The organism is Sutcliffiella sp. FSL R7-0096, from assembly GCF_038595065.1.
Classification (GTDB): Bacteria; Bacillota; Bacilli; order Bacillales; family Bacillaceae_I; genus Sutcliffiella_A.
In genome coordinates, this window is sequence record NZ_CP152003.1 from 3,335,576 (window position 1) to 3,349,339 (window position 13,764).

Here is a 13,764-nt window from a genome sequence, read left to right on the forward strand (position 1 = left end):
ATCTATTCTTTTCGTTGCTCCTTTCACACAGCCACGCTCCTTTTTTGCAGACTCGCAAGAAAAAAAGCGACCCAAATCGACGCATGTGCCCAAGATTCTATGTAGGAATTAGGTTCACAAACTACGAATGAGCCACCTTTTAACCTTTACGGTAAAAGTGCTGTCATTTCTTCATATGTTTCAGGTCTTCTATCACGATAAAACTGCCATACATCTCTCACTTCACGAATTAGTTTCTTGTTCATTTCACCAATTATTACTTCATCCTTATCTCTACTTCCTATGGAAACGAAAGATCCACGGGGGTCCACCAGATAGGACTGTCCATAAAATTCGCCCATTTTCCAAGGTCCTTCCACGCCTACCCTGTTGATGGCACCGACATAATAGCCGTTTGCCACAGCATGTGCTGGCTGCTCAAGCTTCCACAGGTATTCTGAAAGTCCCGCCACCGTGGCAGATGGGTTGAAAACTATTTCCGCCCCTTTTAAACCAAGTAAACGTGCCCCTTCAGGGAAATGGCGGTCATAACATATGTACACGCCAACTTTTGCGTATGCCGTATCAAAAATCGGATAACCAAGATTACCCGGCTTAAAGTAGAATTTTTCCCAGAAACCATGTCCCTGGTCTCCCACCCCAACTTGCGGAATATGCTGCTTTCGATATTTACCAAGATATTTTCCATCCGCGTCAATGACTGCTGCGGTATTATAATAAGTCGCGATCCCTTCCCTTTCATAAATCGGAAGGACAATGACCACACCCAGTTCCTTTGCCAGGTCCTGAAATAACTTTGTTGTCGGACCATTTGGAATTTCTTCTGCCGCCTCATACCATTTTGCATTTTGTTCACTGCAAAAGTATGGACCATAGAAAATCTCCTGCAAGCAGATGATCTGTGCGCCTTTTGCTTTCGCTTCTCGAACCAATTTAATATGCTTTTCAATGGCCGTCTTCTTGTGGACCTCTACAGCTTCTTTCCCATCCACATCATTCGACGCCTGAATTAAACCAATCATCACTTTATCGGACATACATGAACCTCCTTTTAATGAATTATTGGTAAATTGTTAGAATAATTAGAACTTTATGTTTATTCTACTGTCTTTAAGTAAGTATTTCACTATACATAATGTTAAATTGTAATGGGTGGGGACTGTCCAAAATGTAAAACGACAGTAACCTAGTTGATTGTAGTGGAAGGCGCGCAGAAGCCCGCGGGAGGAAGGGACAGGTGAGACCCCGCAACGGAGTGAGGAGGCTTACGGACCGCACGCAGGCAAGCGAAGCGCCTGGAACGGAAATCAACTGTTCAAAAGAAAAAACCCGCTCCTATAATTAGGAACGGGCTTTCATTAAGAAAACAATCTCTTGGCTTGCTTTCTCATCTTTTTCATATTCCGTTTGGAAGTGATATCTCCCAGGAAGTTTTGTACATCGTTGTTACGGCTTAGTCGAGTGGCAGCGGCTCCAAGGCCGATCATTAATAAGGATGTCATAGCTCTGTTCATGCGACTCACTCCCAAATTTTAGTTACATACTGATTTGTCGATCGTCTTCATGAAACAAATCATCCAAAGAACTTAACGTCCCATCCTCTTCCACCTGATGAGTATGGACCATTCCTTTGGATACGGAAAGCTCAATAAAACAACCCCAACAATAATACTGGTTCACTCCGATTTTGCCGATATCTTTGCTTTTGCAGTTAGGACAACAAAGGACCATCTTAGACACCTCGCGTTAGGATAATACAGAAACGACGACGGTATCTTTTCCTATGACAAGATCAGAAGGATTCTTTACTATCTTTTTTCCTTCAGACAAATCCGCAAAAAAACCGTCCGTTACTTCATATCCTACGATTGTGCCCGTTTCCTCCTCGAAATATACATCATCCAACAGGCCAAGCTTATCTCCTTCTCCAGTAATAAAGGACTTTCCTTTAATACCTTGGAAGTGGTGATAATATACTTGTCCGTCCTCTTTGGTGATGGGATTCAGGACATGTTTTCCCACCATGATTCCTTCATCACCGAAAGAATGGATGTATTCTAACGGGAGAAATTTTGCTCGATGGAAGAGACCTTTTCCATCGATAATTAATCCTTTTATCCGACCTGGCTCTTCAATGCAAAGATCCTTCACTCGGCCAACCTTATTCCCTGATGCCATATCATATATTAGCATCCCAATCACTCGAGAAAATGTTCTCAAAGAATCCACCTCTTTTCGAACATTACTAGCTTTTGTCTGATTGGGTCAACTGATACTGCGAAAGGTTTTCCATTTTAAAATAGGTGTTTTAAAGAAAAAACAGGCTGAAATTATCCACAATTGACCAAGCAGTATTTCTTAAATCGAATAAGATGTAAAGAATTCAATGGAAGGAGGTGAAAATTCATGTCAAAATATTATTACTACAAGAGTGAACAAAAAACTGTCATTGAAGACAACGCAGCAGGATACGACTACAAGAAGCATGATAAGAAGGACCATTGTAAAAAGCATGACGATGATAAAAAGAGACCTTGCAAAAAGCATGACGATGACCATGATAAAAAGGACAAAAAAAGGAATGGTTCCAAATTAGTGGAATTCGCTTATCAAACATTTGAACCAATTACTTCTACACCGCTACCTTTAAATTTCCCACTTAGCACGCAACCACAGGTTATTGCTACAGCTACATTGAGAAATGTCGAAAAAGGCAATGTAGTATGGTTGAATGGCCTTTACCATGTGAACAACAACTCCCCTGAATTCGCAGACGTGATTACAAGAATTTACCGCGGCAACATTTCCCCTGCAAATCTGATTTATCAAAGCATCGTAGAAGTTGATGCGGAAGGAAACGATGACGCAACAGAATCTGTCACTCAGTTTGTGGATGTTATTCCAGCGGACGGAAAAGAAACAACCTATTATCTGACTGCACAAAAGGGACAATTTTCAGGAGACTTGAATGTCTTCGCATATGGTCCTTTCACATTCACTGCTGCAGAAATCAAACAGGAAGACTGATCTCATCAGTCAAAAGAGGCTTGCCCAAAGGTGGACTAGCCTCTTTCCCATAGTAAATTTTATAGTTTACAGCGTCGCTTATTCGTCATCCATAAAATCATATGGACTGACGTTTTCCATGCCGATATTCGCATCCCTCCAGAATGGAATCTCCTGTAAAACAGGATCATCGTCATCTTCTTCCGTTATATCTATAGACTGCTTCACTTGTAGCCGTTCCCTTAAAGACGTTTGCCTTGCCTGCTCATCCGCTCGCTGCACACCAAGCTTCAATGCATCTTCTTCCCCACATAATATCAAGAAGCGTTTGGCACGTGTTACAGCCGTATACAATAGGTTCCTCCTCAACATCCTGTAATAGCTTTTCACCACTGGCAAAACTACTATCGGGAACTCACTTCCTTGCGACTTATGTATGGAGCAGCAGTATGCGTGTGTTATCTGACCGAGATCCTGTTTCGTATAGGTCACTTCATTCCCATCGAATGACACAATGACCATATCTTGTTTCTCTGTGTTCTCTTTCGCATAGAAAATGGAAACAACTTCTCCGATATCCCCGTTGAACACATTGCTTTCCGGTTGATTCACAAGTTGCAATACCTTGTCACCAGTCCTGTACACGACATTCCCAAAGCTGAGTTCACGCCTTTGCTCACTTTTAGGGTTGAACAGCTCCTGAAGCATTTCATTCAGTTTATCTATCCCCGCATTTCCCCTGTACATGGGAGCGAGTACTTGGATATCCCTTGCTGTGTACCCCTTACTTTGTGCATTGGCACAGACCTTTTTCACTACATCCAATATCTGAGCCTGCCCGCATTTTATAAAGGAGCGGTCTTTTTTTCCCGAAAAAATATCAGCTGGTACTACTCCATCCTTCATATCATGTGCCAGCTCAATAATGGAGGATCCATCTGCCTGTCTATAGATATCCGTCAGTTGCACAGTGGGAATGACTTTGGATGCCAACAAATCCTTTAACACCTGTCCTGGTCCCACTGAAGGCAATTGGTCTTCATCTCCCACCAAAACTACTTGAATATCTTCAGGGAGGGATTTGAAAAGTTGATTGGCAAGCCAGATATCAACCATTGATACCTCATCGACTATCAGCAATTTCCCTTTTATCGGATTTTCTTCATCATGTTGAAAACCTTCCGAACCGTTCCAGCCCAAAAGCCTATGTATCGTCAAGGAAGGCAGGCCCGTTGCTTCACTCATCCGTTTGGCAGCGCGGCCAGTCGGTGCCACAAGCATGATGGGAAATGGATCATCTTTGTCATAATCATTCGGTTCAAGGGAACAACCGTGCAGATCTGCATATAATTCAACAATCCCTTTAATGACAGTCGTCTTCCCGGTACCAGGGCCACCTGTTAAAAGCAGCATTGGGGTCATAAGTGCCTGCTGGATGGCTTCTTTTTGAGAGGGGGCATATTGTACCTTCAACCTGTCCTCAAGCTCACCTAATGCAAGCAGGAACTCGGACTCTGGAAACTGGTCTGCATATTGGGTTTGCTCCAGAACTTTTTTGATATTCGTGACTATACCTTGTTCGGAAAAATAAAGGCTAGGAAGATATACTCGACCTTCCTCCGCTTTTAGCTTCCCTTCTTCTGTCAGTTGCAAAATTTCCCGAGAAATGTCAGAGTCTGAAACAAGCCCATGCTGTTTTTCATTTAAAAGCCTTACCACTGCCTCAATAAGCTGGACTTCTTTTACAAAGCAGTGCCCTTCCTGCATGGAATGCTGCTCAAGCATATATAGGCAACCTGCTCTAATGCGATCTGGGTGGTTTCCGGATATTCCAAAGTGATTGCCGAGTTCATCTGCCCGGGCAAATCCGATTCCTTCTATCGTTTCAACTAGTTGATATGGATTTTTTTGGAGGGTTTCAATTGTCAGATCTTTATAGGCTTGATAAATCTTCATGGAAAGCTGTGGACCAAAACCAAATTGGGACAATGCGATCATGACCTGTTCGAGGCCTTGATGCTCCATCAGGCTGTCATAGAGAAGTTTTGCCTTATCCCCAGCAAGCTTTGGAATGGAGTCCAATACTGAAGGGTTTTCCAGAATTTTTGAAATAGCATTCTCACCAAGGGCATCGGCAATCTTCTCTGCCGTCTTTCTTCCGATCCCTGAAAATAAATCACTTGATAAATACTGGACAATCCCCTGTCTTGTTTGTGGAATATCCTTACGAAAGTGCTCTACATGAAACTGAAGCCCAAACCTAGGGTGATCCTTCATCTGTCCAAAAAATATGTAAGTCTCATCTTCATGTATCCGAGGGAAATAGCCTGTGACGACCGCTTCCTTTTCATCATAAGCAACATTCGTCTCCGTCACTCTGATCCGCACGACCGAATACATATTGGATTCATTATGGAAGATAGTAACAAGATGCGAACCTTTTATAAACTTTTCATGTTCCTCGAAAAGATCGAGAGAGGATTGTTGCTTTTGGTCCTTCATGGGAATTTCCCTCCGTTCCCTAGTTTTCTGTCAGGATTTTCTTAGCATGTGCCGCAAGCATGTGATCTGCCTGAACGTCCAATGCTTTATCAAGATTCTCTAATGCTTTTTCCCTGTTTTCTTGATAAGCATAAGCAACTCCCAAGTTGTAGTATGCATCTGCATGCATGTCATCAGCCTCTATCACTTTTTCAAACTCTGCTGTAGCTTCTTGAATCAGGCCTTGTCCCGCCAAGCAAAGCCCGTACTGGAATCTCGCTTCAGCATCTTCAGGCTTTAATTCTACAGCACGTTGAAAATAAGGGAGCGCAAGTTTTGCATGTTCAAACTGCAAAAGAGTCATCCCCATCATAAAGAAGATATCACTGTCCTTAACACCTTTTTTCAGCGCAAGTTCAAACTGATCTTTTGCTTCATTCCATTTTTCAAGCTGGTAAAATACATTTCCAAGCCCATAGTGAGCAGTTCCGATTGTGCCGTCTTTCTCCAACGCACGTTCGAAAAACTTCATCGCTTTTTCTAACTCACCAACAGCACTTAGAACATTTCCGAAGTTAACATACGCTACCGCATTATCCGGATTTTCTTCTATTTCTTTTGAAAAAGCCGTGAGCGCTTCCTCATATTTTCCTTCTTGAAGGTATTGAATCCCTAATGCATTATTATCTAACATCTTTACGTACACCTCATCCATTTAATAAGTCTTTTTAGTATATCACAGAGAAAACCTCCATTCCCTATGGAATCGAGGTTTTCACTTTTAGCCTACATACCAAAGCTTCTCGTTGTTTTTGAACACATGATCAATCGTACCCCCACCAAGGCACTCGTCGCCATTATAAAAGACAACAGCTTGTCCGGGAGTAATCGCTCGTACCGGTTCATCAAAGATAACTTTTACTTTGTTATCTTCTAGGTGTTGAATGGTTACTTTATTATCGGACTGGCGATAACGGAACTTGGCTGTGCAAGCTGTCCCGTCAGCAGGTGGATGATCGGACACCCAACTGATATCGGTTGCGGTTATGGAATCGGAATATAGCAACTCATTGTGGAAGCTTTGCCCCACATACAAAACGTTCTTTTCCAGATCCTTACCGATTACGAACCACGGATCCCCGCTTCCACCGATACCAAGACCATGACGCTGTCCGATTGTATAATACATTAATCCGTCATGCTTCCCTTTTACTTCTCCATCCATCGTCACCATGTTTCCTGGTTGAGCTGGAAGGTAACCGCTCAGGAATTCTTTGAAATTGCGTTCGCCGATGAAGCAAATTCCTGTGCTATCTTTTTTCGTTGCTGTCGCAAGACCTGCACGCTTTGCAATTTCACGAACTTCTGACTTTTCGATATTGCCAATCGGGAACATTACTTTAGAAAGTTGTTCCTGACCGAGTTGATTTAAGAAATAGGTTTGATCTTTATTGTCATCAAGGCCGCGAAGCATTTTGTATTCGCCATCACGAAATTCCACTTGTGCATAGTGCCCTGTTGCCAAATAGTCGGCTCCAAGGTCCAATGCATGCTCAAGGAAAGCCTTGAATTTGATTTCTTTGTTACACATAACATCAGGATTTGGCGTGCGTCCTGCTTTGTACTCATCTAAGAAATATTGGAACACTTTGTCCCAATATTGTTTTTCAAAATTTACCGCGTAATAAGGGATTCCGATTTGGTTGCAGACACGGATGACATCGTTGTAGTCTTCCGTTGCCGTACAAACCCCAAATTCATCGGTGTCGTCCCAGTTTTTCATGAAAATACCGATTACATCGTAGCCTTGTTCTTTTAGAAGAAGGGCTGCTACGGATGAATCCACTCCACCAGACATTCCTATTACTACACGGGTATCTTTTGGTGCTTTTGTCATCTTGATCACCCCGTATTTAATTTAAATATTCTATATAACTCTGTTGCTTTGCGTTTCAAGAGTTCGCTTTCCGCGGGACGGTGCTTGAGCCTCCTCACTTCGTTGCGGGGTCTCAAGCTACCGTTTTCTCCCACAGGACAAGAAATGCTACAGCAGTGATTCATCGCACGAAGAAAATGCGTTAGCATTTTCGAGGAGTCTCACTCCTTCCACTCCAACCAACAGGCGTCTCTTATCAACCTTCAAACATATTATTTCTTTCGTGATAGTCGTTTAACGACTTTTGCTGTTTCTTTTGCAGCGAATGTGATATCTTCTGTCGTGTTGCCAAGGCCGAAGCTGAAACGGATAGATGATGCAATTTTATCCGAATCCTTTCCGAACATGGCTACAAGGACATGAGAAGGATCAATGGAGCCTGCTGTGCACGCTGATCCACTTGATACGGCAATCCCTGACAAGTCCAGATTCACTAACAAAGATTCCACATTTGTTCCCGGAAAATAGACATTCAGGATATGTGGTAACGTTTCTTCTGCAGCACTGTTTATTTCAAAAGGAACTTCTTCCTCCTGCCATATTTGGAGCATTTTATTTTTAAAGCTGTTATATAATGTCACCTTTTCTTCCGCTTCCTCTGTACTGAGTTCAATCGCGGTTTTCAAGCCGACAATACCTGCCACATTTTCTGTCCCTGCACGGCGTTTCCGTTCCTGTTCCCCGCCATAGGTAAGAGTGGAGAAATTCACACCTGACCTTGCATATAAAAAGCCTACACCTTTTGGTCCATTGATTTTATGTGATGACATGGAGAGAAAATCGATGCCATGTTCCTCCACATTGATCGGAAGAAGACCGAAGGCTTGGACGGCATCCGTATGAAAGTAGGCTGGATGTTCTTTCAGCATTTCTCCAATTTCTTTTATTGGCTGCACGGTGCCCACTTCGTTATTCCCAAACATGATGGTTACGAGGATGGTTTGATCTGTCAATGCGCCTTTTAAGTCTTCTAGTCCCACCTGTCCTTTTTCATCTACTGGAAGATAGGTAACCTTAAACCCTTCCTTTTCCAATTGCTCACAAGTATGAAGAACGGCATGGTGCTCGACTTGCGTCGTGATGACATGCTTGCCGCGAGAACTGTTTGTCCTGGCTACACCAAGTATGGCCAGGTTGTCCGCTTCTGTCCCGCCGCTTGTGAAAATTATTTCCGTTTCTTTCGCACCTATAGCTTTGGCAGCAACATGTCTTGCCTCATCCACCAAATGTCTCGTTTTTCTGCCAAATCCGTGGATGCTCGAGGGATTTCCGAAATCTTCTCTCATGGCAGGAAGCATACTATCGAGGACAGCCGGGTGCATTGGTGCCGTTGCTGCATGGTCTAAATAGATCTGTTTCAATGAGGACGCCTCCTTTCATAATAGTTACTGTTCCCTTGTTCCACTCCTTGCATAACTATCTTTAATGGGGAACTTAGATGTAAAACATATATGCTTCTTGATCTCCGCCTTCATAATTGGCCAGATCGTCTAATGTTGTGCTATCTAATACGTCCTTCACCGCATCACGGATCCTAATCCATAGTTCACGCTTTGCCGGCTCTTCATCATCAATCACTTCAACAGGGCTGATTGGTCCTTCGAGTACGCGAATAATGTCTCCGGCCGTAATTTTCGTCGGCTCATCTGCTAAAATATATCCTCCGTATGCACCTCTTATACTTTTTACAAGGCCTGCATTACGTAATGGAGCAATTAGTTGCTCCAAATAGTGCTCTGACAAGTCATGTGTCTGAGCAATGGTTTTTAAGGAAAGCGGACCTTCCCCTACATTTTTTGCAAGTTCAATCATGATGGTTAACCCGTAACGTCCCTTGGTTGAAATTTTCATTTCGAACACCCCTACTTTTTCTATTCAATTTCTATATTTGAAGAGTAACCTTTTTATCATTTCTATGTTGAATTTTATAAAGTATTAAGTCCGTAGCTTTTTGACAGGCCGGCAAAGTCAAGCCGACGATGCTTCCAATGGTAAGACTGAATAGTATGGTCCCAATGAAAATCGGACCACCCAATAGCCAACCTAAACATAATACTACTAATTCCATTCCTAATCTAATATATTGCACTTTCCAGCCAGTCACTTGGGTCAAGGAAATCATCAAGCTGTCCCTTGGTCCGGCACCGCAACGCGATGAAATATACACGCCAATTCCAACTCCGATGATCACGATCCCCAAGACAAGCATCGTAATTTTACCCATGATTGTATCTGGAGTATGCAACTGGGGAACCATCAAGTACAGATCAATAAAAATCCCGACCATAAGCATATTCAGAAAAGCTCCAATCTGAGGCAGCTTTTTGGAAATAATAGAAGAAATCATCAAAATAAAAAAGCCTACAATGATGGACCATGTACCGATCGTCAATCCAATCTGGTAGAAGAGTCCAATATGAAAAACATCCCATGGCGCACTGCCAAGGTTTGCACGTATCATCAATACAATCCCAAAAGCCATGATGAGTAGTCCGATGAAATAGATGGACCATTTCGCCATAAACAATTTTCTCCCTAAACTCCGCTCTCCTTGCATGCTTCTCTACCCTTCTGTCTTCGCTAATTTCTGTATCTATTTAAAATCTATCCTATTATAGCATAATTCCATAGGTTTTACATTTTAAACCATGATGATAATTGTGGTACAGTGGGTATGGGACATTACATGTCATTGTAAGCAGGAAGGTGTTTATCTCAATGAATAACAAACCACTGGCCTTTCGGATGAGGCCGCGAACGATAGAGGAAATGGTTGGCCAGGAGCATCTGGTGGGAGAAGGGAAAATCATTCAAAGAATGGTAAAAGCCAAACACCTTTCTTCCATGATCCTTTACGGGCCGCCAGGGATAGGAAAAACGTCGATAGCAACAGCCATTGCCGGTAGTACGCAATATGCTTTTCGCACATTGAATGCGGTCGTCCACAATAAAAAAGATATGGAAATAGTCGCAGAAGAAGCGAAAATGTCAGGCAAGGTCATCCTTATCCTTGATGAGGTGCATCGCTTGGACAAGGCAAAACAGGACTTTCTGTTACCTCACCTTGAAAATGGGCGGATCGTTCTGATCGGAGCAACCACGAGCAACCCCTATCACGCCATCAACCCTGCCATCCGGAGCAGATGCCAGATTTTTGAGCTTCATCCCTTGTCAGTAGAAGAAATTAAGCATGTCATCATGCAGGCATTGCAAGATAAAGTACGGGGGCTTGGAGAACAAGAGATTAATCTTGATGCCAGAGCTTTAGAACATTTTGCGAACGGGTGCGGCGGGGATGTGCGCTCAGCGCTGAATGCATTGGAACTTGCAGTGCTTTCCACAAGTCCAAATGAAGATGGAAGTATAGTCATTAGCTTGGAAACGGCCGAAGAATGCCTGCAGAAAAAAAGCTTTTATCATGACAAGGACGGAGACGGGCACTATGATGTTCTCTCCGCTTTTCAAAAGTCCATCCGGGGCAGTGATGTAGATGCGGCCCTTCATTATTTGGGTAGATTGATTGAAGCGGGAGATCTCGTTAGTATCGGAAGACGGTTGCTTGTCATCGCATATGAGGATATCAGTTTGGCCAACCCGCAGGCCGGGGCACGCACACTCTCCGCCATCGAGGCGGCAGAGAGACTCGGGTTTCCAGAAGCACGTATTCCTTTGGCAAATGCAGTCATCGAGCTTTGCCTATCTCCTAAATCCAATTCTGCCTATAAAGCGTTGGATGAAGCATTGGCCGATATCCGGAAAGGGCTGGTCGGGGAAGTGCCCGCCCACTTAAAGGATGCCCATTATAAAGGGGCGGCTGACCTTGGAAGAGGTGTCGAATATAAGTATCCACATGACTATGCGAGTGGATGGGTTGCCCAGCAATACTTACCTGACAAGTTGAAGCATAAATCCTACTATAAACCGAAAGATACGAGTAAATTTGAAACGGCCCTAGGGCAGATATATGAAAATACGAAGAAGAAAAAGTAAGGAGGGATTAAATTCCCTTCTTATTTCTTTTCAATAAGCCCTATACCATTACCTGTCGGGTCCGCGAGATATGCTAGTAAGAAAGTCTCAAACTCCATCTTCTCTCTCACAACCATCGCGCCGCTCGCCTTTGGTTTTCCAATTGCTGTTTCGAGCAATCCACTTCAATCTGGATGCGCGTTCTCTGAGGATACTCACTCTCTCCTTTTGCAATTCCACCATTTATGCTGGTTTCAGCCGTACTGACAGGCCAATAATCCCAGTTTTCTTCACCGTTATTCCAACCGAAGACTTCTTGATAAAATTTCGTTGCCTCATTCGAATTTTGGCTGCTAATCTCAAATCCTACCACTTTTCCCATTTCCATTCCTCCCATTTCCCCATGAATGTTCTCGTAAACTAAAGAGTTTTCCTCTTTTTTCTAGTAATCTTCCGTATATTTCTTTTGTTTTGTGGAAATGATGGGTAAAAAAGACCGTTTCAAGGAGTGGATAAGGATGAAAGTCAGACAGGATGCATGGTCTCACGAAGATGATTTATTACTTGCAGAGACTGTTTTACGATACATACGCGATGGCGGTACACAACTTGCCGCCTTCGAAGAGGTTGGCGATGCGTTAAACCGCACTTCCGCCGCTTGTGGATTCAGATGGAATGCAGAAGTCAGGAAGAAATATGAACCTGCCGTTGCCATAGCCAAAAAGCAACGAAAAGAGAAAAAACGAGCGCAAGAAAAATTAGCAAAGCTACAACAGAAACAAAAAGGAGAGCCGGTTTCAATTAAAAAAGTTACCACACCTTCTCTGGAAATGGAATGGCTGCCAGCACCCAAAACAGCTTCAAACGAAAATGAAAACAAGCTTCCGTTCGAATATGACATGGAAGATGAAGAATATGCACCTCTTCCGGTAAGGAATGCAGCTGTTGATACTTCGATTACCTTGGATGACTGTATTCATTTCCTACAAACCTTCCAACAAAATCAAAACTCTGATTATCGCTTGCAGTTGGAAAGTGAAAGATTACAAAAGGAAAATCAGTTACTAAAACAGAAAAACCAGTCCCTGGAACAGCAGCTCAAGAATTTAGAAGAACAGCAAGTTGCCATAAACGAAGATTACGAAATGCTGGTCCAGATCATGGACCGTGCAAGAAGAATGACCGGTGGAGTCCAGGATGAAGTGATGTAAGTCCCCTAAAAAAGGTCTTCATAACGGCGATGAAGACCTTTTACATGGAACAAAACTTAAACAGAGGTCTTCATAACGGTGATGAAGACCTTTTACATGTGAATCGACACAAACAGAGGTCTTCATAACAGCGATGAAGACCTTTTACATGTGAATTAACACAAACAGAGGTCTTCATAACAGCGATGAAGACCTTTTACATGTGAATCGACACAAACAGAGGTCTTCATAACAGCGATGAAGACCTTTTACATGTGAATCGACACAAACAGAGGTCTTCATTAATATAATGAAAACCTCTGAAGTAAATAATATTATTGCTGGCCACCAACACGCTGGATTTTAACATCCTTCAGGATATCGTTGATCACGTATCCGCCAAGAATAAGCCCTGCAACAGATGGTACGAATGCATTGGAGGAAGGTGGCATTTTCGCCTTACGAATTTCCGCTTTATCGTTCCCAACCGTTTTACGGACATCTTCCCGAATGATTATCGGGCTTTCATCCGAGAAAACCACTTTGATGCCACGGTGAATTCCCTCTTTGCGAAGTCGTGTACGAATAACCTTCGCAATAGGATCTGTGTGAGTTTTAGAGATGTCAGCCATTTTGAATCTTGTTGGATCCATTTTATTTGCCGCTCCCATACTGGAAACCATCGGAATCTTCCGCTTTAAACACTCTTTCATCAAGTGGATTTTATAGGAAATCGTATCAGATGCATCAATGACATAATCCAAACCATAGCTGAAGAACTCTTCATAAGTCTCTTCTGTGTAGAACATTTTAAGAGCTATGACTTCACAGTCAGGATTGATATCTTGAATGCGCGCTTTCATAAGGTCCGCTTTCGGCTGCCCCACTGTGGACATGAGTGCGTGAATTTGACGGTTTACGTTTGTGATATCCACATCATCTTTATCCACTAAAATAAGGCGTCCAACGCCGGAACGTGCCAATGCTTCTGCTGAAAAAGAACCGACCCCACCGATTCCTAATACTGCAACCGTGCTATTTTTAAGTGTTTCCAATCCTTCTTTTCCTATTGCCAATTCATTTCTTGAAAATTGGTGTAACATTGCATATCAACTCCATTTATCGCTTGTTTCATTTCAAACGTCTTTTAAAGATTGTACCCGAAATCGAATATAACATACT

General features: G+C 42.9%; 15 protein-coding genes. 3 read left to right on the forward strand and 12 right to left on the reverse strand.

Features of this window, described 5'->3' with window-relative positions; translation table 11 throughout:
- Nucleotides 1-146 precede the first annotated feature (146 nt).
- The 4 genes from MKY77_RS17135 to MKY77_RS17150 all read right to left on the reverse strand — a co-directional run bounded on the left by MKY77_RS17135 (nt 147) and on the right by MKY77_RS17150 (nt 2,220).
- A complete protein-coding gene (locus MKY77_RS17135) occupies nt 147-1,037 on the reverse strand; it encodes a nitrilase-related carbon-nitrogen hydrolase (protein WP_339147000.1) in 891 nt (296 codons plus the stop codon).
- 321 nt (nt 1,038-1,358) lie between these two features.
- Nucleotides 1,359-1,514: a YrzQ family protein gene (locus tag MKY77_RS17140; protein ID WP_156515689.1), complete on the reverse strand. Its 156-nt coding sequence runs from the start codon at nt 1,512-1,514 to the stop codon at nt 1,359-1,361.
- A gap of 22 nt (nt 1,515-1,536) precedes the next feature.
- Nucleotides 1,537-1,731: a hypothetical protein gene (locus tag MKY77_RS17145; protein ID WP_047969446.1), complete on the reverse strand. Its 195-nt coding sequence runs from the start codon at nt 1,729-1,731 to the stop codon at nt 1,537-1,539.
- 15 nt (nt 1,732-1,746) lie between these two features.
- Nucleotides 1,747-2,220, reverse strand: coding sequence for a PRC-barrel domain-containing protein (locus MKY77_RS17150; protein ID WP_339147001.1), 474 nt, complete (start codon nt 2,218-2,220; stop codon nt 1,747-1,749).
- 186 nt (nt 2,221-2,406) lie between these two features.
- On the opposite strand from MKY77_RS17150, the gene MKY77_RS17155 reads away from it, so the two are divergent.
- On the forward strand, nt 2,407-3,027 hold the full coding sequence (locus tag MKY77_RS17155; RefSeq protein WP_339147002.1) for a hypothetical protein: 621 nt from the start codon (nt 2,407-2,409) through the stop codon (nt 3,025-3,027).
- Between the two features lie 78 nt (nt 3,028-3,105).
- On the opposite strand, the gene MKY77_RS17160 is transcribed toward MKY77_RS17155, so the two are convergent.
- The 6 genes from MKY77_RS17160 to MKY77_RS17185 all read right to left on the reverse strand — a co-directional run bounded on the left by MKY77_RS17160 (nt 3,106) and on the right by MKY77_RS17185 (nt 9,944).
- On the reverse strand, nt 3,106-5,508 hold the full coding sequence (locus tag MKY77_RS17160; RefSeq protein ID WP_339147003.1) for an ATP-dependent RecD-like DNA helicase: 2,403 nt from the start codon (nt 5,506-5,508) through the stop codon (nt 3,106-3,108).
- A 19-nt stretch (nt 5,509-5,527) separates the two neighbouring features.
- Nucleotides 5,528-6,181 (reverse strand): tetratricopeptide repeat protein, encoded by a 654-nt coding sequence (locus MKY77_RS17165; protein ID WP_339147004.1) that lies wholly within the window; start codon nt 6,179-6,181, stop codon nt 5,528-5,530.
- Nucleotides 6,182-6,268: 87 nt separating this feature from the next.
- On the reverse strand, nt 6,269-7,384 hold the full coding sequence (gene mnmA, locus MKY77_RS17170) for a tRNA 2-thiouridine(34) synthase MnmA (protein WP_339147005.1): 1,116 nt from the start codon (nt 7,382-7,384) through the stop codon (nt 6,269-6,271).
- A gap of 251 nt (nt 7,385-7,635) precedes the next feature.
- A complete protein-coding gene (locus MKY77_RS17175) occupies nt 7,636-8,784 on the reverse strand; it encodes a cysteine desulfurase family protein (protein ID WP_339147006.1) in 1,149 nt (382 codons plus the stop codon).
- 73 nt (nt 8,785-8,857) lie between these two features.
- Complete coding sequence (locus MKY77_RS17180; protein WP_047969452.1) at nt 8,858-9,274, reverse strand: Rrf2 family transcriptional regulator; 417 nt, start codon at nt 9,272-9,274, stop codon at nt 8,858-8,860.
- Between the two features lie 31 nt (nt 9,275-9,305).
- Nucleotides 9,306-9,944 carry a YitT family protein gene (locus tag MKY77_RS17185; protein WP_339147007.1) on the reverse strand — a complete coding sequence of 213 codons (639 nt, stop codon included), beginning with the start codon at nt 9,942-9,944 and terminating at the stop codon, nt 9,306-9,308.
- A 197-nt stretch (nt 9,945-10,141) separates the two neighbouring features.
- Here MKY77_RS17185 and MKY77_RS17190 point away from each other — a divergent pair, with 197 nt between their 5' ends.
- Entirely contained in the window at nt 10,142-11,413 is a 1,272-nt protein-coding gene (locus MKY77_RS17190; protein WP_339147008.1) for a replication-associated recombination protein A, read from the forward strand.
- Between the two features lie 106 nt (nt 11,414-11,519).
- On the opposite strand, the gene MKY77_RS17195 is transcribed toward MKY77_RS17190, so the two are convergent.
- Entirely contained in the window at nt 11,520-11,774 is a 255-nt protein-coding gene (locus MKY77_RS17195) for a hypothetical protein (RefSeq protein ID WP_339147009.1), read from the reverse strand.
- 136 nt (nt 11,775-11,910) lie between these two features.
- Here MKY77_RS17195 and MKY77_RS17200 point away from each other — a divergent pair, with 136 nt between their 5' ends.
- Nucleotides 11,911-12,603 carry an RsfA family transcriptional regulator gene (locus tag MKY77_RS17200; RefSeq protein WP_339147010.1) on the forward strand — a complete coding sequence of 231 codons (693 nt, stop codon included), beginning with the start codon at nt 11,911-11,913 and terminating at the stop codon, nt 12,601-12,603.
- Between the two features lie 314 nt (nt 12,604-12,917).
- Here MKY77_RS17200 and MKY77_RS17205 read toward each other — a convergent pair whose 3' ends face one another.
- Entirely contained in the window at nt 12,918-13,685 is a 768-nt protein-coding gene (locus tag MKY77_RS17205; RefSeq protein WP_339147011.1) for a tRNA threonylcarbamoyladenosine dehydratase, read from the reverse strand.
- Nucleotides 13,686-13,764 lie beyond the last annotated feature (79 nt).